This is a genomic window from Halomonas sp. C22 (assembly GCF_007655045.1).
Lineage (GTDB): Bacteria > Pseudomonadota > Gammaproteobacteria > Pseudomonadales > Halomonadaceae > Vreelandella > Vreelandella hamiltonii.
This window is the reverse complement of record NZ_VBVC01000004.1, coordinates 1-26,473: the sequence shown is the minus strand read 5'-3', so window position 1 is coordinate 26,473 and position 26,473 is coordinate 1. Positions and strand designations below refer to the sequence as shown.

Here is a 26,473-nt window from a genome sequence, read left to right as displayed (position 1 = left end):
ATTGGATGGCACACAGAGGCCATCATTGCTTGTCTGAGTATTGCTTGTCTGAGTATTGCTTGTCTGAGAATTGCTTGTCTGAGAATTGCTTGTATGAGAATTGCTTGTATGAGAGAGGCCCGCCTAGCGCTGACGGCGGCGGGCCAAATCCATCATCAGCTCTCGCGAGCGTAGTGCCACTGCCCCCAGGTGGGGCGCCAGCGCTGCTCGCATGAGCGCTTTCAAGGCGCTGGCCAGGCTCTCTGATTCCCAGTCACCCTGCTCGATATAGCGCAAGGCACGGCCGTCGATCCCTCGCTCGGCGGGCAAGAATGCACGACTGGCCGCCTCGAATCGATAGCGCCCGTGAGGGTCCAGAGGGGTACCTTGAGGCGTGCAGAAGCGCGGCGTGGCTTCCAGGGCTTCCAGTAGCGCCCACTCATAGCGTCTCAGCGCCAACCCGCGCGCGGCGGGCACCGGAAGTGCCTCCAGCAGCGCACTGTAAAAGGCAAACACATTCGCGGATGCCAGTTCCAGCGGCAGCAAGCGAGTGGCAATTTCATTGGCATAAAGGCCACACAACAGCCCTTCACCCGCCAGCAGCGCGGTCTGTCCCCGGGACTCCATCAAGGTCAGCCGCTTCAGCTCACGCTCTCCGCGCCAAGCGATGAACAGCGGCGTAAAGGGTTGCAAACGCTGGCGCGATTTCGAACTGGGGCGCTGCCCGCCCTGAGCCACCGCACGGATGCGCCCGTGGTTGAGCGTCAGCAGGTCGACCAGCGCGCTGGTTTCCCGATACGCCTTGCGGTGCAACAGAAAGGCAGGCTCGGGGGTCATGGCCGCGCTCAATCCAGGTCGTAACCCAGGCTCTTCAAGGCACGCTCATCGTCCGACCAGCCTCGCTTGACCTTGACCCACAGGTTGAGCATGACCTTGGTGCCCAAGGCACGCTCCATGTCCAGCCGCGCCTCTCGGCCGATACTCTTGATCCGATCGCCGTTTTCACCGATCAGAATCACTTTCTGGCCCTGGCGCTCCACCAAAATCAACGCGCTGATATGGGTCACCCGCTCGGTCTCGCGAAACTCCTCGATCTCGACGGTCATCTGATAGGGCAGCTCGTCGCCCAGCTGACGCATGACCTTTTCGCGCACCAGCTCGGCGGCCATGAAGCGCAGACTCTTGTCGGTAATCTGGTCTTCAGGGAAGAAGTGAATACTTTCTGGCAGGTGTTTGGCCACCTCATCTTCCAGCGCTTCGACCTGAGTGCCGTGCTTCGCTGAAATGGGGATGACGGCAGCAAATTCACGCCGTGCCCCCACCTCCGCCAACCAGGGCAGCAGGTCGGCCTTGTCCTGCAGGCGGTCGACCTTGTTCACTGCCAGAATCACCGGCGCCGTGACATGCTCCAGACGCTTGAGCACCGCCTGGTCCTCCTCGGTCCAGCGCGTACGATCGATGATGAAGACGACACAATCCACGTCACGCAGCGCCTGGGTGGCTGCCTGGTTCATGAATCGGTTGATCGCCTTGTTGCGATCCTTGGACATGATGTGCATGCCCGGGGTGTCCACGTAGATGAACTGCGTCTCATCGACGGTCTTGATACCCATCACCTGATGGCGGGTAGTTTGCGGCCGCCGAGAGGTAATCGAGATCTTTTGCCCCAGAATCCGGTTCATGAGGGTTGATTTGCCTACGTTGGGACGGCCAACGATGGCCACGAATCCGCAGGTTTGGCTCATGATTTGTCTCCAGGGGGTTGTTCAAGATAGGACAGAGCTTCTTCCGCCGCCTGTTGCTCTGCATGTCGGCGGCTAGGACCTTTACCAGTGGTATGCTCGCTCAACAGATCGATATAGCACTCCACGGTAAACGTCTGGGCATGCGCCTCGCCCTTGACCGAGACCACTTCGTAGCGAGGCAACGCGGCCTGGCGTGACTGGAGAAACTCTTGCAAGCGCGTTTTGGGGTCCTTCTGAGTATCCTGAAGAGAGATGTTTTCCAGCCTCTCCGCATACCAGGCCAGTACTCGGTCACGCACGGCGTCCATACCTGCATCCAGGTAGATGGCCCCGATCACGGCCTCGACGGCATCGGCCAGGATGGATTCACGGCGGTGACCGCCGCTTTTCATCTCTCCCGAGCCAAGTCGCAGGCACTCGCCAAACGACATTTCACGGGCCAGCTCGGCCAAGGTCTGCCCCTTGACCAGACGCGCGCGCAGACGGGAAAGCTGACCTTCTCGCGCCTGGGGGAAGCGCTGAAACAGCGCTTCGGCAATGACAAAGTTGACGATAGAGTCACCCAGAAATTCCAGGCGCTCATTGTTGCGACCACCATAGCTGCGATGGGTCATGGCCAGTTCCAGTAGCGTTGGGTCGCCAAAGGTATGGCCGATTCGTCGGCAAAAAGCGGTTAAGGAATTGCTCACGGTGCTCCTACGTCATTGACGTTATACAAAATAACCACGCTGACCTTGTTGTTTAACAGGTGCTTCATTCGATGCGACGCACGCTGCTGAAGCTGGGCAAACCACCATCCCAGTGCATCCAGACTGCAAAGGCGCGCCCGACGATGTTCTCTTCCGGAACAAAGCCCCAGTAGCGGCTATCGTTGGAGTGATCACGGTTATCGCCCATGGTGAAATAGTGCCCTTCCGGCACCACGACCTCACGCATTTGCGGGCCAGGATCACGCGGATTGTTATAAATGAAATGGCTCACTTCACCCAGCTGCTCTTCGAGCAACAGCTGCTGAGGAGACAAGGCCGGGCCTTCTTCGACCAGCACCTTGCTGACTGCTTCGCCGTTCACATAGAGCTGCTTGCCTTCATACCGAACACGGTCGCCGGGCAGGCCCACTACGCGCTTGATGAAATTGACCGAAGGCTCGTCAGGGAAGCGAAACACCATGACATCACCGCGCTCCGGGTCGTCCACTTCCAGAAAGCGGTGGTGTACCACGGGCAGGCGCAGGCCATAGGCAAACTTGTTCACCAGGATGAAGTCACCTACTTCCAGCGTCGGCTTCATGGAACCCGAGGGAATCTGGAACGGTTCGACGATGAAGCTACGCACCACCAGTACGACCAGCAACACGGGAAAGAAAGAGCGAGAGTAGTCGACCGGCCAGGGCTCCTTGAGAAGCTTTTCCCGGCTGGCATCGTCCAGCCCGTCTACCGTGGCGGCTTCGGCAGTGGCCACCCGCTCACGGCGCTTGGGCCGTAGCACCAGTACATCCAGCAGAAAGATGGCCCCGGAGAGCACGACGGCAAGTACCAGTAATAATGAAAAATCCATGTGAGGTCGAGTCCCTAGTCGTTGACCTTGAGCACAGCAAGGAAGGCATCCTGGGGAATTTCGACACGCCCCACCTGTTTCATCCGTTTTTTGCCGGCTTTCTGTTTTTCCAGCAGTTTTTTCTTGCGGCTGACGTCGCCTCCATAACACTTCGCGGTCACGTTCTTGCGAAGCGCCTTGACCGTCGAGCGCGCGACCACCTGCCCACCAATGGCAGCCTGGATGGCCACGTCGAACATCTGCCGCGGAATCAGCTCTTTCATCTTCTCCACCAGCAGACGGCCGCGGGTGTGGGCATGATCCCGATGGATGATGACCGCCAGCGCGTCTACCTTGTCGCCATTGATCAAGACATCCAGACGCACCAGCTTGGCGGCTTCAAAACGCTCGAAGTTATACTCCAGCGACGCGTAACCGCGAGAAATCGACTTCAGACGATCGAAGAAGTCCATGACCACTTCCGACATCGGCAGCTCATAAGTGAGCTGAATCTGGTTGCCCAGAAACTGCATGTCCAGCTGGGTGCCACGGCGCTGCTCGCACTCGGCAATCACGTTGCCCACGTACTCCTGGGGCACCAGAATACTGGCCCGCACGATAGGCTCGCGCATCTCGTCGACGTCGGCCATGTCCGGCAGTTTGGAGGGGTTGGAGACGTATTTGATGTCGCCATTTTTCATGCCCAGCTCATACACCACCGTGGGTGCAGTCGTGAGCAGATCCAGGTCGTATTCGCGCTCCAGGCGCTCCTGGATGATTTCCATGTGCAGGGTGCCGAGGAAACCCACGCGGAAACCGAAGCCCAGGGCATCCGAGTTTTCCGGCTCGTACTCCAGCGACGCATCGTTCAGCGCCAGTTTCTCCAGCGCATCGCGGAAGTCTTCATAGTCATCGGCGCTGACCGGGAACATACCGGCGTATACCTGCGGCTTGACCTTCTGGAAGCCCGGCAGGCGTTCGACATCGGGGGTTTTGGTGTGGGTGATGGTATCACCGACCGGGGCACCATGAATTTCCTTGATCCCGGCAACCACGAAACCGACCTCACCCGCGCGCAGAATATTGGTCTCTTTACGCAGCGGTGTGAAGATGCCCACTTCGGTGGCGTTCCAATCCCGCCCGGTCGATTTGATGCGAATCTTGTCGCCCTTGCGCAGCGTACCGTCGAACAGCCGCACCAGCGAAACGACGCCGAGATAGTTGTCGAACCAGGAATCGATGATCAGCGCCTGCAAGGGCGCGTCCGGGTCCCCTTTGGGGGGCGGAATGTCACGCACCAGGCGCTCCAGCAGTGCGTCGATACCAATACCGCTCTTGGCCGACACCTGGCAGGCATCGGTGGCATCCAAGCCGATGATTTCTTCCACTTCCTGAGAAACGCGGTCCGGGTCGGCCTGGGGCAGGTCGATCTTGTTGAGCACCGGCAGGACTTCCAGGCCCTGCTCGATGGCGGTGTAGCAGTTGGCCACCGACTGAGCTTCGACGCCCTGAGCGGCGTCCACTACCAGCAGCGCCCCTTCACAGGCGTACAGCGAGCGGGATACTTCGTAGGAGAAGTCCACATGCCCTGGCGTATCGATGAAGTTGAGCTGATAGACCTGACCATCGGCCGCGGTGTAGTCCAGCGTGACCGACTGCGCCTTGATGGTAATGCCGCGCTCGCGCTCGATATCCATGGAGTCGAGCACCTGCTCCTTCAGTTCACGCTCGGACAAGCCACCACAAGTCTGAATCAAACGATCGGAAAGCGTCGATTTACCGTGGTCGATGTGGGCGATGATGGAGAAATTGCGAATATGCTTGAGCTTTCCGCCGGAAACGTCATGAGACATCGAGTGTGTTCTGCCTTATTGGTACGCAAGCGATGGTGTTGGGGACAGCGCCAACAAGGCGTAACGTGAACACCGCACCACTGCATTGCCAAAGTTCGTCAAAAGATAAGCGCTATTGTAGCGATATGCGGGGGATAGGAACAGCAGTCCGGCGAGAACCGCCGGACTGGAGGGAGCGAAAAGCGTACTTATTCCAGACGCAGCGCTACAAAAAGTGAGCGTCCATCACGATACAGGCGCAGCGGGATGGCACGATCGGTGGGCAAGGCTTCGACGATTCGCATCAGCTCATCGGCAGAAGCAACGCTACGGTGGTCGAGGCTGACCAGAATGTCTCCCGGACGGAGCCCCGCCTGGGCGGCAACGCTGTCCGGCTCCACCTGACGAACCTCTACGCCACCGGTGATGTTGAGCCGCTCGCGCGTGGCTTCATCCACTTCGGCCACAGCGACACCTAGTCGCATCTGATTGTTGCTGCTGGAAGCTTGCTCGACGCCTTGGGCGTCCGGCCAGCTTCCCAGTTCGATGGTTTCAGTCACCTGCTCACCATCGCGCATCAGGGTAAGCTCCACATCGCTGCCAGGGGCAACACGCCCGATGAGGCGCGGCAACGTGCTGGAACGATCGACCTCTTCGCCATTGACTTCCAGAATCACATCCCCAGCCTGCAGGCCACCCTGCGCGGCGGGACCTTCGGGGTCCAGGTCGGCAATCAGCGCACCGATGGCTTCGTTCATACCAAACGACTCGGCCAAATCACGAGACACCGGCTGAATCATCACGCCCAGCCAACCACGGTTCACCTGGCCATCTTCACGAAGTTGGCTGGCAACGTCCATGGCGACGTTGATCGGAATGGCGAACGACAGACCCATGAAACCACCGCTACGGGTGAAGATCTGCGAATTGATACCGACGACTTCACCTTCCAGATTGAACAGTGGACCACCGGAGTTACCCGGATTGATGGCCACGTCGGTCTGGATGAAGGGGACGTAAGCGTCCTGTGGCAGCGTACGGTTGATGGCACTGACGATACCCGCAGTGACCGAATGGTCGAAGCCGAAAGGCGAGCCAATGGCCGCCACCCACTCCCCTACCTTGAGTTCATCGGAATTCCCCAACGTGAGCACGGGCAGGTCGCTGGCATCGATCTTGAGCAGGGCAACGTCGGTCTGCACATCGCTTCCAATCAGCTCGGCGGGCAGTTCGCGACGGTCGTTGAGGCGCACCAGAATTTCATCGGCATCCTGCACGACGTGGGCGTTGGTCATCACGTAGCCATCTTCACTGATGATGAAGCCAGAGCCCAATGACTGTCGTTCCTGGCTACGCCCCTGACCACCACTGGGCGGCGCTGGAAAACTGTCACCAAAAAAGTGGCGAAAGATTTCGGGAATTTCCTGACCACCAAACCCTTGCGCAGACGGCGAGCTGCTGCGCTGCACCGTGCGTGTGGTAGAAATGTTGACGACGCCCGGCGCCGCTTCTTCTACCAGCACCGTGAAATCGGGCAAGGTTTGCGCCTGGGCACTGTGGCCCACCATGAACAGCGCAACCAGGCATAACCATAACGTTGAGGGGAGAACCAAGCGCTTCATGAAACAGCTCCTAGTCAAGCAGGGACGACACCATGGAAGTGCAACTCTTAGCGAGCTACAGGACAACTAACTGACCAAACGCGGACGGAAGCGTTCCATCCCCCCGCGCATGAGAAATCTAAGCGCCACCAAGGCGCACGCCAAGGTACCAAAAAAGGCACCCGCGCTGATCCATTGGCTCTCTGCCACCCTGGCAATCGCCCCCGACACCACCAGCGCCAGTAGCATGGGCGCGGCATAGACCAAAAGCGCCAGATAGCCAACGGCTTGCCGTTCCACCGTCAGCGTCACTGCACTGCCCAAAGGGTAACGCTCTGCCAATTGGCTTTCCAGACACTCAGGCCGCACCTCGACACGCTGGTGCTGGCGGCGCGCCAGCAGGCCCATGCCACAACCGCGCCCCTTGGCGCAGGCATCACATTCACTGGCCACCGATACATCCACCACCAATCGCCCTTCGACATGCCCTGTTACTCGGCCAGTGCGATAGAGCGCAGAACAGGGTGCGGGCTCGGCCAATGACATCAGGGCTGAATCACGATGGACTGAACGATACGGCGCATGACAGCAGCTGGCAGCTCACCAACGCCTACCAGCTGCCAACGCTGATCATCGACCTCCACGACCGATACCGTGGCCGTAGAAACGCCCAACTGATGGCTACCTTCCGAGAGCGCCTGTTGCTCCACGGGCGCTGCAAACAAGCTGACCGAAGCCAAGCCGTCGCTGTAGACACGCTGACTCGATAACGAACTCGTTTCGACCGGCTGAGAAACGAAGCCATCCGGCAGCCACTCCGCCTGCCAATTCACTGCTGACTCCTCCGGCGAAGCAGGGTTTGCAATCACGCCCTCATAAAGCACCGGCGACTGTAGCTGTGTGATCTGAAACGTTTCCAGCGCCCGCGATTGACTATCGCGCATGACATGCTTGAGCAGCAGCCCCGTCTCTTTGTCCAGCCACCACTCATGCTGATAGCGCTCACCATCCTGAGGCACGAACTTGAGCTGCACGGCTTCGCGGCCCGCCACGCGATCATCGTTGAGCAGCTCGATCTCATAATAATGGGCCACGTGAGCCGCCCAGGCTTCCGCTGCGCTGCCGGTCTCTTGATCTTCAGGAATGAAGCGGGCGCGATAGCCCACGGCCGACTGACGCTCGACACTGACAGAAGGGCCATCCAGATGCTGAACGACCTGTTGTCGAATGCCATCTCGGATACGATGCGAAAGCGCCAGAGTGCGCACTCCCAAGGCATCGATGGAGACGGCTCTGGCCTGGAAATCGTAGCAATGACCGGCCTGTTTGCTGAGCACCAGCCACTCTTGAGCACTGGCAGGCTCGGTCAATGAAGTGAGGTCATCGCAGCTGAAAGAGGACTGCTCTGCGATGACCGGCATGGAGAAGGAGAATAGGCTTACCAGCCCAGCAGACGCGACGGCCTGAATTCCCCACTGTCGGCACTTGTCCATCGCCATAATGCTCAGGCTACCCTGTCCGCCATCAACGTTGGCCCAACGGCTCAGTGACCGAGGAGCGCATCAGCGGCATCCAGCTGTCACCACCGCCACTGGCGGCGCCTTGAGCGTGCTGCTCCAGATAGGACTGCAACAGGCGCAGTTGATCGATATCGATGGATGTCGGCTGCTGAGCCATGACGCTTTGCGGCGCAGACGGAGCCGCGAAACCGGCTTCGCTGACGTTCATCAAGCCGCTATTGCCTGCCTGCCCATTGATCCGAAACGGCGTGGGCTCGAACATCGGCATATCGGAGGCTGCCAGGGCTCCCGTCTGGGCACCAGACAAACTGACCGGCTGTACCTGCGCACCCACTCCAGCGCCAGGCTGAACGGCAATGTTGCCATCGGGCTGGCCGCTCGACCCTGTACCGCTATTGAAGAACTGTACGCCCGTGATCACCATCAGTGATACGGCCGCTGCCACGCCAGCACCGCGGGCAAACGAGATGCCGCCCGTACGATGATTCGCCGCCGTGACCGGTTCGGCGATCGGTACCGGCTCGTCACGCAGTCGAGCCATGATGCCCGCCGAAAGGTCGACGCTGACATCTACTTCGCGCTCACGCTGCATCATGCTGCGCGCCAGATGATAGCGGCGCCAAGTCTCTGCCGCGTCGGCGTCGTCAGGTAGTGATTTCAACACTCGGCGAAGTTCCAGCTCATCACTTTCACCGTCCATCAATGCGGAAAGTGACTCCCGTGTGTTTTGACTCATACTTCACACCCTCACACTGTGTTGGAAGAAGCTTCACGACAACACGGCTAGTGCGTGTTTTAGCCGCAAAACCTCACAGGCCAAGACTCAGATTATCTATCACCGTCTGCACAACGCCATTGCCAAGTTGGCAGGCAACATGATTGGGCTGCTCGGCGGCTCAACTCAATAACGCTGGCAGCCCTTATGACGCCTGACTCGCCAGACAGTTCACAAAAAAAGTAAAAACGTAAATGTTTGTGTCCATGCGCAGGCAGCGGCCCAACGCTCAGGGCTCTTCACGGCTGTTGCGCGCCGTGGTGACCAGCGGGCGGATATGCTCGTCTACCGCCTCCCTGGCACGAAAAATACGCGAACGCACCGTACCCACCGGGCACTGCATGATTTGCGCGATGTCCTCGTAGGCCAACCCATCCAGCTCACGCAGGGTAATGGCCGTGCGCAGGTCATCCGGCAAGCGTTCGATGGCTTCGAACACAGCGGCTTCCAACTGGTCCCGCGCAATGGAAGCTTCGGGAGACTCGGAGTCGGCCAAGCGGCCGCTTTGATCGACGATTTCGGCATCGACGATATCCAGGTCGCTGCCGGGTGGACGACGCCCTCTGGATACCAGGTGGTTCTTCGCCGTATTGATGGCGATCCGGTACATCCAGGTATAGAAAGCACTTTCTGCACGAAACTTGCCCAACGCACGGTACGCCTTGATGAAGGCTTCCTGCGCCACATCCTGCACTTCGGCGTGGTCGTGCACGTAGCGTCCTATCAGGCCAATGATCTTGTGCTGATACTTCTTAACCAAAAGATCGAAAGCGCGTGTATCGCCTTTCTGGGCACGCTCAACCAACTGCTGGTCCGTTTCACGAGTGCCCATTCACACGCTCCTTCCGCGCCGGTATCACACCGGCCGCTTCATATTCTTGTCGCCCTGTTGATCGGGCCTTCACAGCAAGCAGCATAGTGTCCCTTGGGCATTGGTTAATCGTCATGGAGAGCTCGAGGCCCATGAGGCCTGGTGGCTCACCTGTTCTGGAGGGCGTTTGGTGGCATAACGCCAATGTCATCTAGTGTTACGCGTTCTTAGCAGCGCATCAAGCGCTTACCCCCTTTCTTGAAACCCTGTGGCTGACATTTTTCCTTAATGCAAAGTTCCGTAACAATTGATTTTTACCACCGTGACGCGCCATAGTAGTGACCACTTTTCGTCCATCGCGCATGTACAGGTAGCAAGATGTCTGATCAACAGGTTAGCAATCTCAACGTCCTCGCTCAGGATGTTCTCACCACCCCCGACGCTCTGAAGTCGGCCATTCCCCTCACCGAAGCCGCCGAGCGCTCCGTCGTGGAAGGCCGTCGCGTCATTCAGAACATCCTGGATGGCAACGACCCGCGCCTGCTGGTGGTCGTGGGCCCCTGCTCCATCCATGACGTGGATGCCGCACTGGATTACGCCCGCCGCCTGCGCGCGCTGGCCGACAAGGTGAGCGATAGCCTGTACATCGTCATGCGCGTCTATTTCGAAAAGCCGCGTACCACCGTGGGCTGGAAAGGGCTGATCAACGACCCCCACCTGAACGACTCGTTCGAAATCGACGAAGGTCTGCACATCGCCCGCAAACTGCTGGTCGACCTGGCCGAGATGGGCTTGCCCCTGGCCACGGAAGCCCTGGACCCGATCTCGCCACAGTACCTGCAGGACTGCATCAGCTGGTCAGCCATTGGCGCCCGCACCACCGAGTCACAAACCCATCGCGAGATGGCCTCAGGCCTCTCCTGCCCGGTCGGCTTCAAGAACGGCACCGACGGCAGCCTGGATGTCGCCATCAATGCCCTGCAGTCGGTCGCCAACCCACATAACTTCCTGGGCATCAACCAGGCGGGCCAGGTCGCCATCATCCGCACCCGGGGCAACGCTTATGGCCACGTGGTACTGCGCGGCGGCAACGGCAAGCCCAACTACGACAGCGTCAGCGTCGCGCTGGCCGAAAAAGAGCTGAGCAAGGCCAAGCTGTCGGCCAACATCATGATCGACTGCTCCCACGCCAACTCCAACAAGGACCCGGCCCTGCAGCCGCTGGTACTGGAAAACGTGACCAACCAGATTCTGGAAGGCAACCGCTCCATCATCGGCCTGATGGTCGAGTCCAATATTGGCTGGGGCGCCCAGAAAGTGCCTGCCGACCTGAGTCAACTGCAGTACGGTGTCTCGATCACCGATGCCTGTATCGACTGGGACACGACCGTCGAAACCTTCACGCGCATGAACGAAAAGCTTGCTCCGGTGCTGGCCAAACGTATTGCCTGAAGCCAACCTGTCGACGCCCCGCCAGATCTCTCTGGCGGGGCGTTTTTCATTAGCATCACCCGCTACCGAATTCAGGCCTGAATGTCACGCCTAAAGGGCGGCAAGGCATCCAGCAGCGCCTGACCGTAGCGCCGCGTGATCACGCGGCGGTCCAGCAACGTGATCACGCCCCGGTCGTTCTCCTTGCGGATCAACCGACCACAGGCCTGTACCAGCTTGATGGAAGCATCGGGCACGCTGATACGCATGAAAGAGTTGCCGCCCTGGCTTTCGATCCACTCGGCCAACGTGGCACCCACCGGGTCATCGGGCACCGCAAAGGGTAACCGAGTGATGACTACATGAGTCAGGTAATCCCCAGGCAGGTCGATGCCCTCTGCAAAGCTGGCCAAGCCGAAGATGATGCTCCCCTTGCCGCTATCGACCGCAGCACGATGCCGCTCGATCAACTCCCGTTTGGGCAGCGCATCCTGCGCCAGCAGGCGCTCTTTCAAGGCCTCTGGCAGCACTTTTTCCACCGCCCTGAGCTGGGCCCGGGACGAAAACAGTACCAGCACCGCTTCATCCTCCCCCAACTGGGAGACACAGCGCACGATGGCACGCTCATGGGCCTCTCGGTCGCTGGGGTCCGTGGCTTCCGCGGGCACGCGCAGCACCGCGTTGGCATAATCGAAGGGGCTGGGCAGCGCCTGGTACCGATAGCGACTGGCCAGGCCTGCGCGCTCCTGAATACGTTCGAAGCGCCCCAGTGCCGTCAAGGTAGCGGAGGTGACCACCGCACCATGGCAGCGCCCCCACAAATGCTTGGCCAGCGTGTGCGCCGCCGAGACAGGGCTGGCGGAGAACTCGATTTCGGGCTCCCCAGCCACACGACTCAACGTGATCCAGCGCGCACAGGGCGGCGCATTGGGCGGGTCTTGCTCGCTGAACGCCTGCCAGAGCGCGTGGGCTTCCAGGGCGCGACCATGCAGCAGCGCCACCAGCGGTAGCCAGGCTTCGGCCTGATCGCGGTCCAGCCCCGTCTGCTTGTCCGGGTCCAGGCTCTCACGCAGGATATCGGCAATGCTTTCCAGGCTGCGTGATAGCGTGGCAAACATCACCAGCAGCTGCCGCGCCTGCTCGCGCAGCGCTTCCGGCACCTCGCCCTTCTCGAAACGCTGCTGGTGGCTGGCCTCTTCATCCGCCAGCCCCTGCTCGCGCCCGGCCAGCTGGTGCCCTAGGCTGAACACGTCCCCCAGGGCAGGCTCCAGGCCATGCAGCACTTCAGGCAGGCTGGCCAGCAGCCGGGCCACGGTGGGCTGAACCGCCAGGCCCTGGTGAAGATCGGTCAAGCTGCTGCGCAGCGTCTTGAGCCAGCGCAGACAGCCATGCACTGCGAAGCGGTGGGCAAAGTGCGACAGCGCCTTGTCCGGCAGGTGATGGCCTTCGTCGAAGATGAAGATACAGTCGGCAGGGTCCGGCAGAATGGCGCCGCCCCCCAGGGCCAGGTCCGCCAGTACCAGATCGTGGTTGGCCACGATGACATCGGCATCTTCCAGCTCACGGCGTGAGCGGAAGAACGCGCAAGCACCGAAATGGCCGCAGCGGCGCCCGGTACACTGGCGGTGATCGACGGTGAGCTGACGCCAGTGGGCATCATCGATGGTGTCAGGCCAGGTATCACGGTCACCCTGCCACTCGCCTTTGCCATAGGCATCGGCAAGGTCGCTGGCAAGCACCTGATAGTCGCTGCTATCGCTTTGCAGGGAGTGCTCGAACAGCGACATGGTCGGGTTCGGCTCACTGCCCTCCAGGGCCTGATCCAGCCGCGCCACGCACACATAGCGCCCGCGTCCTTTGGCCAGCGCGTAGCGAAAGGCGATGCCACTGTGCTCGGCCAGCGAGGGCAGGTCCTGATGCAACACCTGCTCTTGCAGAGCCACCGTGGCCGTGGACACGATCAGCCGCTTGCCCTTCGCCTTGGCAATGGGCAAGCCTGCAATCAGATACGCCAGCGTCTTGCCCGTGCCGGTACCGGCTTCCAGCACACAGACGTGGCTGTCGCTGGTGCGCTTGCCATCGCTGTCGCACTGAATATCGCCCAGGGTGCGGGCAATCTCGGCAATCATCAGCCGCTGACCGTAGCGTGGGGTCAGCGCTAACTGCTCCACCACGTTACGGTACGCTTGCTGAATATCGGCCTTGAGCGCGTTATCCAGCATGTGCGTTACAGCATGCCTTCCGGCGGATGCTCGCAGGGCAGCTTGCCGTTGATGTAGCGCTCGATTTCCGGCAGCGAGAAGGCGTCTTCTTCACCCACGAAGCTGATCGACACCCCTTTGGCACCGGCACGACCGGTGCGGCCAATACGGTGCACGTAGTCTTCCGGGTCTTCCGGCAGGGTGTAGTTGATCACGTGGCTGACGTCTTCGATATGGATGCCACGACCGGCCACATCGGTGGCTACCAGCACCTGGATCTCGCCTTCGCGGAAGCTTTCCAGCGTCTTGATCCGCTGATTCTGGGGCACGTCACCCGACAGCATGGCGGCACTCACGCCTGCCTTTTTCAGCAGGTCATCGAGTTTGCGCACCAGATCCCGACGGTTGCCGAACACCATGACCCGCTCGAAGCTCTCCTGCTCCAGCAGCTTGACCAACAGGCGCTGCTTGTCGTCATCCGACACCAGGTATACGCGCTGGTCGATATCGGCCTGATTCTCTACCGTGACTTCGATCTCGACATGGGCCGGTTCCTGCGTCCACTGGCTGGCCAGGTTGAGAATGTCGTCGGTGAAGGTGGCCGAAAACAGGAACGTCTGACGCTCCTCTTTCTTGGGGGTGTAGCGGATGATGCGCTTCACATCCGGGATGAACCCCATGGAAAGCATGCGATCCGCTTCATCGAGCACCAGCACTTCGGTTTCGGACAGGTCGATATCGCGCTTCTGATGGAAGTCGAGCAGACGGCCAGGCGTGGCCACCAAAATATCGAGTTTCTTGCCGAGGCTCTCACGCTGTTTCTGGTAATCCATGCCACCGACCACGCTGGCCACGTTCAACGACGTGAAGCGGGCGAGCGCCTTGGCGTCTTTCTCGATCTGCAGCGCCAGTTCGCGGGTGGGGGCGATAATCAGCGCACGGGGAGCCCCCGGCTTCTGACCGTCCGGCGCGGGCTCTTCCAGGAAGTAGGCCAGCACTGAAATCAGGAAGGCAGCGGTCTTGCCAGTGCCCGTCTGGGCCTTGCCCACAATGTCGCCACCCAGCAGCGTGTGGCGCAGCGCCTCTGCCTGAATGGGAGTGCAGTATTCATAGCCTTGGGCATGAATAGCGCGCATCAAGGGCAGCGGCAGATCAAAGTCATGGAAGCGCCACTTGCCGGCAACGGCGGGCACCTGAAACTGACGAAGATCCCAGTTCGACTGACGACGACGCGGCTTGCGACGACGGCGTTTAGGCTTGCGGTTCTGGTCCGATGCTGTGATCTGTTCCGACTCGCTCATAGGCTGTGTATCTGTCCATTGCTGTGGAGGTTAGGCATCACGAATCGCGCATTGTAGCAGGGCTTGGCGATAAGAGCGCGCTCTGCTGTCGAAGGAGCGCCCTTGCCTGTTAGAATGAGGCATAAATTAACCCAAGGAGCGCGACGATGACGCGTAAGAAAAAGACTCGTTCACTGGCAGACAAGGTGACGATCCGCACCGGTCGCCGCAAGGATTACAAAAAGTGGCGCCATGAAAACCCGGATCAGGTGACCTCATCACGCCGTTTCGTGGCCAAGAAACAGCAACAGCGCAAACTGCAGGCAGTGCGCAAGCTGGCACGCCAGCAAAGTGGCCAGAACATTGCCATCCACCCCGACAAGGGGAGCGACTCCTCTTCGGGAGAGCCCTCCTGATGCGTCTGGTGTCTTTCAATATCAACGGTATACGGGCAAGGCTGCATCAGCTTCAAGCGCTCATCGACACCCATCGCCCTGATGTGATCGGCCTGCAGGAAATCAAGGTGCAGGATAGCGAGTTTCCCTTGGCCGACGTGGAAGCCATGGGGTACCACACCTTTCATTATGGCCAAAAGGGCCACTACGGTGTGGCCTTGCTCTGCCGACAGAAACCTCAGCAGGTCTTCTACGGCTTTCCTGATGATGAGGAAGATGCCCAGCGACGCATGATCGGCGCACGCCTGCTGACCACCGACGGCCAGCCGGTCACCGTGTGGAACGGCTACTTCCCCCAGGGCGAGAACGTCGACCACCCCACCAAATTTCCGCACAAGGAGCGCTTTTACCAGCAGTTGGCCAATCTGCTGGCCACGCAGCACTCCTCGGAAGAGCATCTGGCCGTCATGGGTGACTTCAACATTTCACCCGAAGACCAGGACATCGGCATTGGGGAAGCCAACCGAAAGCGCTGGCTACGTGATGGCAAGGCCAGCTTTCAACCCATCGAGCGGGAGTGGCTGGCAGGCATCAAGGCGTGGGGGCTCAGCGACAGCTATCGGCTCTGCCACCCCGACAACAGCGAATGGTTCAGCTGGTTCGACTACCGCTCGAAGGGCTTTGACCAGGAACCCAAGCGCGGGCTGCGCATCGACTACATCCTTGTCTCGCCTCCCTTGGCACAGCGAGTCACCGATGCAGGTATCGACTATCCCCTGCGCGCCATGGAGCGACCTTCGGATCACGCGCCCACCTGGAGCGACTTTTCCCTGACCCTGGCAGACTGACCGCCCCTTGGCTGCCGCCCACTCGGGCGGCACGGCTCACCCCCTGAGCCCCCTCAATCGAAATAGCCAAGCCACTGCTCGGCCTGTTCGTCGCCCAGCTCCGCCGCTCGCAAGAGCGCCTCTTTCGCCAGCGACTCATTGCCCCACGCGTAGGCCAACTGACCATACTGGCGCCAATCGTCAGCCGCCCGAGTGGTTTCAGCCAGCACCTGCCAAGCGTTCAGGGCATGCTCGACATGCCGGGCCTGCTGCCAGGCCGTGGCTCGCAGGCGCAGCGTCTCTTCATCATCAGGCAGCTCCCCTGCTTCCAGCGCTGCCTCCAGATGCTCACCGGCACGCGCTGGCGTGCCGCCTGCCAGGTGCAGCCGAATCAGGGTCAAACGATCCTCGAGCGCAGTGAACTTGCCCATCTGCCAAGCCGCTTCCCAGACGCCGGCGGCAGCGCCCAGCAGCCCCGCCTGCTGCGCCAATCCAGCCGCCTGACGCCACTCCTCGGCGCTGCTGCGCTCGCTCAGGCTCTCCAGCAGCCAAGCCAGCGCCTGCTCGCCTTCGCCTGCATGGCGCAACACGACGTTGACCAGGGTCTGCTGGGCATCACTCAGTTCTCTGCCCGGCTCCAGCTGGGGGGTGAGCCATTCGAGGGCCTCTTCCCAGCGCTCCTCTTCTGCCAATAGGCGCACCAACGCCCAAACCGACTCAAGGTAGCGCTCATGGCCCGCCGACTCGCCGAGCCACTGCGCATAAAGCTCGATGGCCCGAGAGCGCTGTCCTGCTGCACGGCGCAGGGACGATTCGTCACGCAACCAGCGCAGCCGTTGGCTGTTCGGCACGCTGGTACGCTGGCGGGCACTGGCCAGTTCGTCTGCCGCCGCCTCGGGAGCCTCTTGACGCACCAGCGCACTGGCCGCCAATTGATGATATAGCGCGCTGGCCCACTGATCTGCTCGATTACCCGAGGCCAACCTGGCGGCCTGGGAGCGCGCACGGTTCAGAATGGTGTCCAACGACTCATTCTCTGCACCTGCACCGGAAAGCTCCGCCAACTGGCTCTGCAACCCGTTCAGGTCGAGAATGATATCTTCACTCAGTGGCACATCCGCCACCGCCACCGTGCTCCACACGTAGAGCACTGCCATTGCCAATAAACGCTGCATAACGCTCCCTCGACGGGCTTACCGCAACTGAAATTCGATGCGCTGAGTGGCACGACGCAGCTGCTGACTTGGCTCGAACTGCCAGCGTGCAATGGCCTCCTCCGCCGCCTGCTCGAACACCCGGCGCGGCTGGGCATTGACGACGCGAATCGTCCCGCCATCGACGCTGCCATCACGCCGAATGACGAACTCCACCTCGACAAAGCCCTCCATCCCACGCCGCTGGGCACGGGTGGGGTACGTGGGATTGACGCGACTCGTGGGCGCCACCTGCCCGACACTCACCGGCTCATTGGAAGGTGCTGGTTCTGCCGCAGGCGCCGCTTCACGCTCGGCCGTCGCGGGTGCCGTGGATGGCTCGGAGCGCGACGCGGGCTCTGCGGCAGGCTCCGGCGTGAGTTCTGGCGCAGGCTGCGGCTCCGGACGTGGCTGTGGCGTCGGCTCTGGCCTTGCCTCGGTCAGCTCCGGCAGCTCACTCTCCAACTCCAGCGGCTCTACCGGTGCATCCGGCAAAGCCAGATCGGGCAGTGCAATCTGACTCGTCGCGACCGGCGCAGGGGCAGGCGCTGGTGCAGGAGGGGGAGCCGCAGGAGCCGCCTGGGCAGGCTCTGGCGGCGGCGTTTCCGGCTCGGCAGCCTGCTCAGGCGCTTCCACCATGGTCATGGCCATGGACATGACCGGCTCGTCGACGCTGCGCTCCGGCGGTGCCACCAGCAGCGCCAGCATCCAGAACAGCCCCATCGCCAGCGCAGCACCAGCCAGCAGCGAGAACCCGTGGCGTATCATGGCGCACTCCGACTAGCCGCCACCGCCACTTGCTCGACGCCTGCCTGCTGCAGGCGATCCATCACTTCGATCAGCAGTCCAGTGGTGGACGCTCTATCGGCCTGGATGACCACCGAGCCATCGCCACTGAGCATGCCGGCCACTTCCTGACCGATGCGATGGGCATCGACCGGACGACCATCCACCCAGACGGCTCCTTCCGGCGTAATCGCGATCAGCACCTGGGCGTCCGGACGCTGTGTGGCGGCGGCCGCTTCCGGGCGCTCGATCTCTACGCCACTCTCCTTGATAAAGCTGGTCGTCACGATAAAGAAGATCAGCATGATGAAGACCACATCCAGCATCGGGGTCAAGTTGACTTCATTGCTCTCTTCGACGGCCTCTATGGAACGGCGTCTACGCATCATTTTCCTCCAGGGCACGTGCCAGGCGATCATGCAGACGCTGGTCTTCGCGGCGAATCACGTGCTCCAAACGGCTGATAAACAGCATGCCCACCACAGCAATGGCCATGCCTGTCAATGTAGGTAGCGTGGCCCGGGCCACGCCATCGGCCATGGCCCTGGCCTGATGGGTGTCACTCATGGAAAGGCTGTCGAACACGGTGATCATGCCAGTGACCGTGCCCAGCAGACCCAACAGCGGGCACAACGCCACCAGCAATTTGATCCACGGCAGCGGCCGACGCAGCTTGGCCACCAGGGCCGCACTCCACACATCGCGCAACGTCCGCGCGCTCCAGCTGCGATGGTCGCTACGCGCTGCCCAGCGGTGCACCAGCTGACGACGCGCACGTCGCCAGCTGGTGCGGTAGTACCACCAGCGTTCGATGGCCATGGCGAACACCAGCACGGCCACCAGCGCCAGCACCACCAGCACCGCGCCACCGGCGTCCAACAGCCGCTCTACCGGCTCCAGCCAAAGGGGCAACGTCGGCATATCAGTTCACCGCTTGCCCGGGATGGGCAGACTGCGCTTCCAGATGATCGGCCAGGGTGGCGCTGGCCTCCCCTTCGATCACTTGCGTAATGAACCGGCTTCGGCTGGACAGTGCCGTTTGTGCGAACAGCAGCGGCACCGCCGTCACCAGCCCCAGCACCGTCGTCACCAGCGCCTGACTGATCCCACCGGCCATGAGCTGCGGATCGCCAGTACCGAACACGGTAATGGCCTGAAAGGTGACGATCATGCCCGTTACCGTACCCAACAGGCCCAGCAGCGGCGCAATGGCGGCCAACAGTTTGACGATGGGCTGGCCTCGCTCGATGCGCGGCAGCTCTGCCAGCACCGCTTCATCCAGGCGGGCTTCAAGGGCTTCGGGGGTTTGATGCTTGTCCATGTCCTTGAATCGCTGCAGCACTCGGCCCAGCGGATTGTCGGCTCGCGGCTGCTCCAGCTGACGGCGTTGACGACGCACCCGTGCGCTCACCAGCAGCAGATAGAGGTATTGCGCCAGCGCCACCAGCAGGCCGACACCCCCCAGCACCACGACCACATAGCCGACATACCCCCCCTGCTGGAAACGCTCCCAGAGACTGGGCTGCTGTGCCAACGCCTGCAGTACGCTGCCTTGGGTAGGGTCGATGGCAAATTCACGACTGTCGCCCTGGTGGTAGGCGGCGAGCAGGCGGCGGATTTCCGACGGCGTACGCGGCAGCTCGGCCAGGCTCTGGTCATCCTGCCCCTTGCGGAGCAGTGCCGACTCCGTGAAAGCGGCAAAATCCCCCAAACGAACCACCTGACGAGGCGCAATCTCGCCCGCACCGTCTGCCACGGGCAGCTCGAGACGCTCGGCCTGCCCGGTGTTCATGGCCAAGGCTGCCAGCCGGTCTACCACGCTCTCCAGGTGCTCACGCTCCAGCACCTCGACGTCGTTGAGGCGCGGAGGCAAAGCGTCAGGCGTCAACGTCAGCCAGCTCTCCCCTCCCAATTCGTTGCGCAACTCCTCGCTGTGCCGTGTCAGATCGGCCAACAGTGCCGCAAGGGCCTCCCCCTGCTCATCCTGACGCTGAGCCAGAACCTCGGCCTGTTCGGCCTGCTCTTGCTGTTGCGCCTGCAGGGCAGCTTGCTCCTGCTCGGCTGCTGCGTGCGCAGTGCGCGCTTCCTCCAGGGCCGCGGCCAGGGCGTCCTGATCTTCCAGAAACGACTGCAGCCGCGCCTGGTCTCGCGCTTCTGCTGCTTCGCGGGCATCACGCAGCGTCGTGACATCACTGCTTTGGGCGATGGCCGGGCCGCTCGCCCAAACGCTAATGGCCAGCAGCAGGCAGGCCATCTTGTGCACGCCGCGCCGATAGCTGGATAGTTTCATTACGGCGCTCCTGTGGCGGTGATCGATAGCGGCAATTGCAGCAGTTCAGGCGTACGCTGATCATCGGCAATACGCAGGCCATTACGCACTTCTCGGCGTGCACGCTCTTCCAGCGCCAGCCATTCGCCGCGCTGCTGGTCCCATACGCCGCCCTCACGGCCATCCGGCGTCAGGTAATAGAGGCCAATACGCCCAATACGCAGATAATCGACTTCCCGAGGAGCCCCGCCGTCGCGTTGCAAACGCCCCCGCCAGCTATCCACCTGGCGGCCGTATGCCAGCTCTGCACGCCAGGCTTCGAGCAGCTCGGCAATCCGTTCGGCGCTCTCCTGGGAGGATACTTCTACCCCTTCTACCCGTGCCAAGCGCTCGCCACGCAGGAAAGGCAGATCCGACTCGATCCATCGGGTGAGCTGTTCGGCCATATCCTGCTCGATGGCCGGCAGCGCAGCACGTGTATCGCTCAGCGTATCCAGCGCCTGGGCCAACCGCTGCTGGCGCTCCGCCTCACTGGCCAGGCGACTGCTCAGGGCAGCATTGGAAGCGCTCATCTGCCGCGTCTCCTGCTCCAGTTGGCGCAGTTCTTCCAACTGTTCTCGCGTTGCTTCGTCGGCCCTGTCGATTTGCTGCTGCAGCTCAGATTGCACTTGCTGGGCCTCGACACTCTGGGCCGCCTGATCCATCGTTTCATCGCTCGCCATCAGCGATGTACTGGCCAGCATTCCAGCAAGCCAATATCCGCTCAAGGCAAAGAAAGGCCTTTTCAGCACGTCGTCTCTCCATCACTGCTCGGCGCGCATCTGCATCAGCTCGCCAAGGCTCACCAAATATAAGAACGATTTGCGTTTAAATCGTTAGCGTGCATAGCCTACCATCAATAGAAGAAATGACAATATTTATCATTAACATTCAATAACGAAATCTTTTCATCGTCCATAAAAAAACGGGAGCCCTGAGGCTCCCGCTGAGTGGCACACTAATCGACCGATCAGAACGACCAGTCGTCGTCTTCGGTAGCGACGGCCTTGCCGATGACGTAGGACGAGCCAGACCCCGAGAAGAAGTCGTGGTTCTCGTCTGCGCTGGGGGACAGCGCCGCCATGATCGTCGGGTCGACGTCCGTGACGCTGCTGGGGAACAGCGGCTCGAAACCGAGGTTCATCAACGCCTTGTTGGCGTTGTAGTGCAGGAACTTCTTCACGTCTTCGGTCAAGCCCACCGCATCATAGAGCGACTCGGTGTAGCGCACTTCGTTGTCGTACAGCTCCAGCAGCAGCTCGTAGGCATAATCCTTCACTTCCTGCTGACGTTCCGGGGTGGCTTCCGCCAGCGCCTGCTGGAACTTGTAGCCCACATAGTAACCGTGCACCGCTTCGTCACGAATGATCAGACGAATCAGGTCAGCGGTATTGGTCAGCTTGGCATGGCTGGACCAGTACATGGGCAGATAGAAGCCGGAGTAGAACAGGAACGACTCCAGGAAAACGCTGGCCACTTTGCGCATCAACGGGTCATCGGAGCGATAGCGCTTGAGAATCAGCTCGGACTTCAGCTGGAGCGACGGATTCTCCTCACTCCAACGGAACGCATCGTCCACGTCCCGGGTAGCGCACAGCGTCGAGAAAATCGAGCTGTAGGAGCGCGCATGCACCGACTCCATGAAGGCAATGTTGGTATACACCGCTTCTTCATGGGGCGTACGCGCATCTTCCATCAGCACCGGCGCACCCACGCTGCTCTGGATGGTATCGAGCAGCGTCAGGCCGGTGAAGACCCGGATGGTCAGCTGCTTTTCCTGCTGAGTCAGGGTGTTCCACGACTGAATGTCGTTGGACAGCGGCACTTTTTCCGGCAGCCAGAAGTTGCTGGTCAGGCGGTTCCACACCTCCAGATCTTTATCGTCCTGCAGACGGTTCCAGTTGATCGCATTAACCCGCGACAGGCGTTGCATCGTTGTCATCAGCGCTCTCTTCTAAACGTCATCACATGCCAGTGGGGATATCGTTACAGCGTGCAGGAGACACAGCCTTCTACCTCGGTGCCTTCCAGCGCGCTTTGGCGCAAGCGAATGTAGTAAAGGGTCTTGATGCCCTTCCGCCATGCATAGATCTGCGCCTTGTTGATATCCCGAGTGGTAGCGGTATCAGGGAAGAACAGTGTCAGTGACAGCCCCTGATCCACATGCTTCGACGCTTCTGCATAAGTATCGATGATTTTCTCAGGGCCAATTTCATAGGCATCCTGAAAGTAATCGAAGTTGGCTTCATTCAAGAACGGCGCCGGATAATAGACCCGCCCCAGCTTGCCTTCTTTACGAATCTCGATTCTCGCCGCCACCGGATGAATACTGGAAGTGGAGTTGTTGATATAGGAGATCGAGCCCGTGGGCGGCACTGCCTGCAAGTTGCGGTTGTACAGGCCGTGCGCCATGACCGAGGCCTTCAGGGCTTGCCAATCTTCCTGGGTCGGCAGCGCAATACCACTGCGTTCGAACAGCTGGCGTACTTTTTCGGTACGCGGCAGCCAGGCCTGGTCGGTGTACTTGTCGAAGAACGTGCCCGACGCATAGGTGGAGTCTTCGAAACCGGCGAAGGTGGCGCCATGCTCGATGGCCAGCTGGTTCGAGGCACGAATGGCATGGAACGCGACGCAGTAGAAGTACAGGTTGGTGAAATCCAACCCCTCTTCCGAGCCATAATAGATGTGCTCACGCGCCAGGAAACCGTGCAGGTTCATCTGCCCCAGACCAATCGCACGCGACTTGGCATTCCCTTCGGCAATCGAGGGCACGCTGCTCAGGTTGCTCATTTCGGACACGGCCGTCAGGCCGCGAATGGCGATTTCGACGCTGGTGCCGATATCGCCCGAATCCATGACCTTGGCAATGTTCATCGAGCCCAGGTTGCAGGAGATGTCCTGACCGATGTCGCGGTATCCCAGGTCGTCGTCATACTCGGTCGGCGTGTTGACCTGCAGAATCTCGGAGCAGAGGTTGCTCATGTTGATGCGACCGGCAATCGGGTTGGCGCGATTGACCGTATCTTCGAACATGATGTACGGGTAACCGGACTCGAACTGCAGCTCAGCCAGCGTCTGGAAGAAGGCACGAGCATTGATCTTCTGCTTGCGAATGCGCGCATCCGCCACCATTTCATGGTACTTCTCGGTGACGCTGATATCGCCAAACGGCACCCCGTAGACCCGCTCTACATCATAGGGGGAGAACAGGTACATGTCGTCGTTGCGCTTGGCCAGTTCGAACGTGATATCCGGAATGGTCACGCCCAGCGAAAGCGTCTTGATGCGGATCTTTTCGTCGGCATTTTCACGCTTGGTGTCGAGGAAACGCAGAATGTCAGGGTGGTGAGCATTCAGGTACACAGCCCCGGCACCCTGACGAGCTCCCAGCTGGTTGGCGTAAGAGAACGCATCTTCCAGCAGCTTCATGATGGGGATGATGCCCGACGACTGGTTTTCGATACGCTTGATCGGCGCGCCAGACTCACGGATGTTGGTCAGCAGGAACGCCACCCCACCACCACGCTTGGAGAGCTGCAGCGCTGAGTTGATCGACCGCCCGATCGACTCCATGTTGTCTTCGATACGCAGCAGGAAGCATGACACCAGCTCACCGCGCTGCTGTTTGCCGCAGTTCAGGAAAGTCGGCGTGGCTGGCTGGAAGCGACCACTGATCACTTCATCCACCAGCGACTTGGCCAGCGCTTCATCCCCACGAGCCAGCGTCAGCGCAACCATGCACACGCGATCTTCGTAGCGCTCCAGGTAACGCTTGCCATCGAAGGTCTTCAGCGTATAGCTGGTGTAGTACTTGAAGGCACCCAGGAAGCTGGGGAAGCGAAACTTGTAGGCATACGCCTGCTCGAACAGCGACTTGATGAATTCGAAGCTGTACTGATCGAGTACGTTGGCCTCGTAATAGCCCTCTTCCACCAGGTAGTCCAGCTTCTCTTCCAGCGAGTGGAAGAAAACCGTGTTCTGGTTGACGTGCTGAAGGAAGTACTGACGCGCCGCTTCGCGGTCCTTGTCCAACTGCAGTTCGCCGTTGGCACCGTACAGATTGAGCATCGCGTTGAGCGCATGATAATCCAGCGTACGCGCTTCGGTGGTACCCGCAGCAGGACGTTTCGCTTCTGCCGACTTCTTGGTAGCGGCGCTGGTGGACGCTACGTTGTTAGAGACTGAGCTTGACGTTTCCAAAACTCTTCTACTCCTTTGCGGACCTTGGCGACATCGTCATCGGTGCCAAACAGTTCAAAGCGATAAAGCAACGGTACCTGGCACTTTTGCGCGATGATGCGCCCTGCCAACCCGTAAGCTTCACCAAAATTCGTATTACCCGAGGCAATGACACCTCGAATGAGGTGCCGATTGTGCTCATCGTTCAAGAAGCGAATCACCTGCCCCGGTACGGCGCCTTGTGCATGGCCACCGCCGTAGGTAGGCGTCACCAATATGTAAGGCTGCGTGACGCGTGGAGTGGGCTCTTCACGATTCAATGGCAGCCGCTGGGCACTCAAGCCAAGCCTTTCGATAAACCGGTGGGTATTGCCTGACTTGGTGGAAAAATAGACCAGCGTACCCGCCTGTCTGGTTTCCACCGTGGCCGTGTGCATGGCGGCGGAGCTACGCCAGCGCCTGGATACGGTCAGGGCGGAAGCCGGACCAGTGATCCTCACCTACCACGACGACCGGCAACTGACGATAGCCCAGAGCTTCGACCTGCTGCTGCGCGCCTGACTCTTCCGTAATGTCGATCACAGTGTACTCCAAACCCTGCTTGTCCAACGCACGATAGGTAGCGGTGCACTGTACGCAGGCAGGCTTGCTATAAATTTGGATTTCCATGGCTATTTTCCTTTTCATAGCGACACTTTTCGGGTAGCGCATGGCAATGGCGCCACCCCTCTGAAATTCTCCACGCATACTATATATAGACCACCAGAAAATCAATTCAAGCATATATGGTATTTTTTCATCCACAGGTTATTGACAAGCCATACCCAGCGCTATACCCAGAAACAAAAAAAGCCGCCCCCTGAAAGGGGGCGGCTTTGGCTGCAAAATCACGCGCTCAGGCGCAATTTTCGACCATTATCAGGCCTTGGCAGCTTGGTAGCGACGCTCGACGTCTTCCCAGTTCACGACGCTGAAGAATGCGTCAACATAGTCGGGGCGCTTGTTCTGGAACTTGAGGTAGTACGCGTGCTCCCATACATCCAGACCCAGCAGCGGCGTGTTGCCATGCATCAGAGGGCTATCCTGGTTGAGCGTGTTCTCGACGACCAGCTTCTTCTCGGGTGTGACAGATAGCCACGCCCAGCCGCTGCCAAAACGGCCCAGCGCCGCTTTCTTGAAAGCGTCCTTGAACGCATCGAGGCCACCCAGCTCGGCGTCGATGGCCTTGGCAACATCACCCTGGGGCTGACCGCCACCATTGGGAGACATCATCTGCCAGAACATGGAGTGGTTGGCGTGACCACCACCGTTGTTGATCACAGCCTGACGCTTCTCTTCCGGCACGCGATCCAGATTGGCAACCAGCTCTTCTACCGGCATATCTTCCAGACCAGTGCCTTCCAGGGCACCGTTCAGGTTGGTCACGTAGGTATTGTGGTGACGAGAGTGGTGGATCTCCATCGTCATCGCATCGATGTGCGGCTCGAGTGCATCGTAAGCGTACGGTAATTCAGGAAGGGTATGGGCCATGCTATCTTCTCCTTGAGTGGCTTCTATAACGTTCACTACCTAAGGTGCGGTCTTGCTTCACCCTTTTCAACTGCCGCCCCGGCAATTTTTCTACCAGCGCGACGACTTCTTTATCCCAGTACTTTAGTCAACTATTTTCAGTTTATCGAATTCATCGCCATTAAAAAAGCCGACCTCTTGCGACGTCGGCTTTTGGTAAAACGGCGTTCCTGCTTACAGCTTGCTCTCCAGCTCCGGCAGGATCTCGAACAGATCCCCCACCAGGCCGTAGTCGGCTACCTGGAAGATCGGGGCCTCTTCGTCCTTGTTGATCGCCACGATCACTTTGGAGTCTTTCATCCCCGCCAGGTGCTGAATCGCGCCGCTGATGCCCACGGCAATGTACAGCTCGGGGGCGACGATCTTGCCGGTCTGGCCTACCTGCATGTCGTTGGGCACGAAGCCTGCATCCACCGCCGCACGAGACGCGCCAATGGCGGCGCCCAGCTTGTCGGCAATGCCGTCCAGCAGTTTGAAGTTTTCGCCGTTGCCCATGCCACGGCCG

Annotated in this window: 27 protein-coding genes and 1 pseudogene; 3 read left to right on the top strand and 25 right to left on the bottom strand. The window is 60.1% G+C overall.

The window, feature by feature from the left end; all coding sequences use genetic code 11:
* Positions 1-38: 38 nt before the first annotated feature.
* The 11 genes and pseudogenes from FEU76_RS18845 to rpoE form a co-directional block, all read right to left on the bottom strand.
* A pseudogene (locus FEU76_RS18845) lies at positions 39-149 on the bottom strand (pentapeptide repeat-containing protein); the annotation flags it as partial.
* Positions 124-816, bottom strand: a complete 693-nt coding sequence (recO, locus tag FEU76_RS09480; RefSeq protein WP_144982491.1) for a DNA repair protein RecO — start codon at positions 814-816, stop codon at positions 124-126. The pseudogene FEU76_RS18845 and the gene recO, both read right to left, overlap by 26 nt.
* Positions 817-824: 8 nt before the next feature.
* Positions 825-1,724: a GTPase Era gene (gene era, locus FEU76_RS09475; RefSeq protein WP_039177179.1), complete on the bottom strand. Its 900-nt coding sequence runs from the start codon at positions 1,722-1,724 to the stop codon at positions 825-827.
* Positions 1,721-2,413 (bottom strand): ribonuclease III, encoded by a 693-nt coding sequence (gene rnc, locus FEU76_RS09470; RefSeq protein ID WP_039177180.1) that lies wholly within the window; start codon positions 2,411-2,413, stop codon positions 1,721-1,723. Before rnc ends, era begins: the two co-directional genes overlap by 4 nt.
* Positions 2,414-2,477: 64 nt before the next feature.
* Complete coding sequence (lepB, locus tag FEU76_RS09465; RefSeq protein WP_039177182.1) at positions 2,478-3,281, bottom strand: signal peptidase I; 804 nt, start codon at positions 3,279-3,281, stop codon at positions 2,478-2,480.
* Positions 3,282-3,295: 14 nt separating this feature from the next.
* A complete protein-coding gene (lepA, locus tag FEU76_RS09460) occupies positions 3,296-5,113 on the bottom strand; it encodes a translation elongation factor 4 (protein ID WP_039177184.1) in 1,818 nt (605 codons plus the stop codon).
* A gap of 188 nt (positions 5,114-5,301) precedes the next feature.
* On the bottom strand, positions 5,302-6,714 hold the full coding sequence (locus FEU76_RS09455) for a DegQ family serine endoprotease (RefSeq protein WP_096923135.1): 1,413 nt from the start codon (positions 6,712-6,714) through the stop codon (positions 5,302-5,304).
* A gap of 66 nt (positions 6,715-6,780) precedes the next feature.
* Positions 6,781-7,239 carry a SoxR reducing system RseC family protein gene (locus FEU76_RS09450; RefSeq protein ID WP_260851393.1) on the bottom strand — a complete coding sequence of 153 codons (459 nt, stop codon included), beginning with the start codon at positions 7,237-7,239 and terminating at the stop codon, positions 6,781-6,783.
* Positions 7,239-8,192 carry a MucB/RseB C-terminal domain-containing protein gene (locus tag FEU76_RS09445; protein ID WP_260851392.1) on the bottom strand — a complete coding sequence of 318 codons (954 nt, stop codon included), beginning with the start codon at positions 8,190-8,192 and terminating at the stop codon, positions 7,239-7,241. The genes FEU76_RS09450 and FEU76_RS09445 overlap by 1 nt, the downstream gene beginning before the upstream one ends.
* A gap of 25 nt (positions 8,193-8,217) precedes the next feature.
* Positions 8,218-8,949 carry a sigma-E factor negative regulatory protein gene (locus FEU76_RS09440; RefSeq protein WP_039177190.1) on the bottom strand — a complete coding sequence of 244 codons (732 nt, stop codon included), beginning with the start codon at positions 8,947-8,949 and terminating at the stop codon, positions 8,218-8,220.
* Between the two features lie 268 nt (positions 8,950-9,217).
* Positions 9,218-9,820, bottom strand: a complete 603-nt coding sequence (gene rpoE, locus FEU76_RS09435; protein WP_039177195.1) for an RNA polymerase sigma factor RpoE — start codon at positions 9,818-9,820, stop codon at positions 9,218-9,220.
* A gap of 357 nt (positions 9,821-10,177) precedes the next feature.
* On the opposite strand from rpoE, the gene FEU76_RS09430 reads away from it, so the two are divergent.
* Positions 10,178-11,251 carry a 3-deoxy-7-phosphoheptulonate synthase gene (locus FEU76_RS09430; protein ID WP_039177196.1) on the top strand — a complete coding sequence of 358 codons (1,074 nt, stop codon included), beginning with the start codon at positions 10,178-10,180 and terminating at the stop codon, positions 11,249-11,251.
* A gap of 71 nt (positions 11,252-11,322) precedes the next feature.
* Here the strand turns inward: FEU76_RS09430 and dinG are convergent, their stop codons facing one another.
* A complete protein-coding gene (dinG, locus tag FEU76_RS09425) occupies positions 11,323-13,452 on the bottom strand; it encodes an ATP-dependent DNA helicase DinG (RefSeq protein WP_144982488.1) in 2,130 nt (709 codons plus the stop codon).
* 5 nt (positions 13,453-13,457) lie between these two features.
* Positions 13,458-14,732, bottom strand: a complete 1,275-nt coding sequence (gene rhlB / locus FEU76_RS09420; protein WP_039177199.1) for an ATP-dependent RNA helicase RhlB — start codon at positions 14,730-14,732, stop codon at positions 13,458-13,460.
* Positions 14,733-14,878: 146 nt separating this feature from the next.
* Between rhlB and FEU76_RS09415 the strand changes: the two genes are divergently transcribed.
* Both FEU76_RS09415 and xthA read left to right on the top strand, forming a co-directional pair.
* Complete coding sequence (locus FEU76_RS09415; RefSeq protein ID WP_016913576.1) at positions 14,879-15,127, top strand: hypothetical protein; 249 nt, start codon at positions 14,879-14,881, stop codon at positions 15,125-15,127.
* Positions 15,127-15,954 (top strand): exodeoxyribonuclease III, encoded by an 828-nt coding sequence (gene xthA, locus FEU76_RS09410; protein WP_144982485.1) that lies wholly within the window; start codon positions 15,127-15,129, stop codon positions 15,952-15,954. The genes FEU76_RS09415 and xthA overlap by 1 nt, the downstream gene beginning before the upstream one ends.
* A gap of 53 nt (positions 15,955-16,007) precedes the next feature.
* Here the strand turns inward: xthA and FEU76_RS09405 are convergent, their stop codons facing one another.
* From FEU76_RS09405 to FEU76_RS09350, 12 genes are all read right to left on the bottom strand, one after another.
* On the bottom strand, positions 16,008-17,108 hold the full coding sequence (locus FEU76_RS09405; protein ID WP_144982482.1) for a hypothetical protein: 1,101 nt from the start codon (positions 17,106-17,108) through the stop codon (positions 16,008-16,010).
* An 18-nt stretch (positions 17,109-17,126) separates the two neighbouring features.
* Entirely contained in the window at positions 17,127-17,894 is a 768-nt protein-coding gene (locus tag FEU76_RS09400; protein ID WP_144982479.1) for a TonB family protein, read from the bottom strand.
* The gene (locus FEU76_RS09395; RefSeq protein ID WP_039177216.1) at positions 17,891-18,298 is read right to left on the bottom strand and encodes an ExbD/TolR family protein; all 408 of its coding nucleotides are present in this window, start codon (positions 18,296-18,298) and stop codon (positions 17,891-17,893) included. The genes FEU76_RS09400 and FEU76_RS09395 overlap by 4 nt, the downstream gene beginning before the upstream one ends.
* On the bottom strand, positions 18,291-18,833 hold the full coding sequence (locus FEU76_RS09390; protein ID WP_144982476.1) for a MotA/TolQ/ExbB proton channel family protein: 543 nt from the start codon (positions 18,831-18,833) through the stop codon (positions 18,291-18,293). The genes FEU76_RS09395 and FEU76_RS09390 overlap by 8 nt, the downstream gene beginning before the upstream one ends.
* Position 18,834: 1 nt before the next feature.
* Positions 18,835-20,202 carry a MotA/TolQ/ExbB proton channel family protein gene (locus FEU76_RS09385; protein ID WP_144982473.1) on the bottom strand — a complete coding sequence of 456 codons (1,368 nt, stop codon included), beginning with the start codon at positions 20,200-20,202 and terminating at the stop codon, positions 18,835-18,837.
* Positions 20,202-20,972, bottom strand: coding sequence for a DUF3450 domain-containing protein (locus tag FEU76_RS09380; RefSeq protein WP_144982470.1), 771 nt, complete (start codon positions 20,970-20,972; stop codon positions 20,202-20,204). The genes FEU76_RS09385 and FEU76_RS09380 overlap by 1 nt, the downstream gene beginning before the upstream one ends.
* A 218-nt stretch (positions 20,973-21,190) precedes the next feature.
* Positions 21,191-22,162 carry a class 1b ribonucleoside-diphosphate reductase subunit beta gene (gene nrdF / locus FEU76_RS09375; RefSeq protein ID WP_039177224.1) on the bottom strand — a complete coding sequence of 324 codons (972 nt, stop codon included), beginning with the start codon at positions 22,160-22,162 and terminating at the stop codon, positions 21,191-21,193.
* Between the two features lie 44 nt (positions 22,163-22,206).
* The gene (gene nrdE / locus FEU76_RS09370) at positions 22,207-24,420 is read right to left on the bottom strand and encodes a class 1b ribonucleoside-diphosphate reductase subunit alpha (protein ID WP_144982467.1); all 2,214 of its coding nucleotides are present in this window, start codon (positions 24,418-24,420) and stop codon (positions 22,207-22,209) included.
* Entirely contained in the window at positions 24,387-24,836 is a 450-nt protein-coding gene (nrdI, locus tag FEU76_RS09365; protein WP_052196365.1) for a class Ib ribonucleoside-diphosphate reductase assembly flavoprotein NrdI, read from the bottom strand. Before nrdI ends, nrdE begins: the two co-directional genes overlap by 34 nt.
* Positions 24,837-24,846: 10 nt before the next feature.
* Entirely contained in the window at positions 24,847-25,068 is a 222-nt protein-coding gene (gene nrdH, locus FEU76_RS09360) for a glutaredoxin-like protein NrdH (protein WP_039177227.1), read from the bottom strand.
* A gap of 249 nt (positions 25,069-25,317) precedes the next feature.
* Entirely contained in the window at positions 25,318-25,929 is a 612-nt protein-coding gene (locus FEU76_RS09355) for a superoxide dismutase (protein ID WP_039177232.1), read from the bottom strand.
* Positions 25,930-26,142: 213 nt separating this feature from the next.
* A partial coding sequence (locus tag FEU76_RS09350; RefSeq protein ID WP_222114797.1) for an FAD-binding protein occupies positions 26,143-26,473 on the bottom strand: 331 nt, incomplete at its 5' end.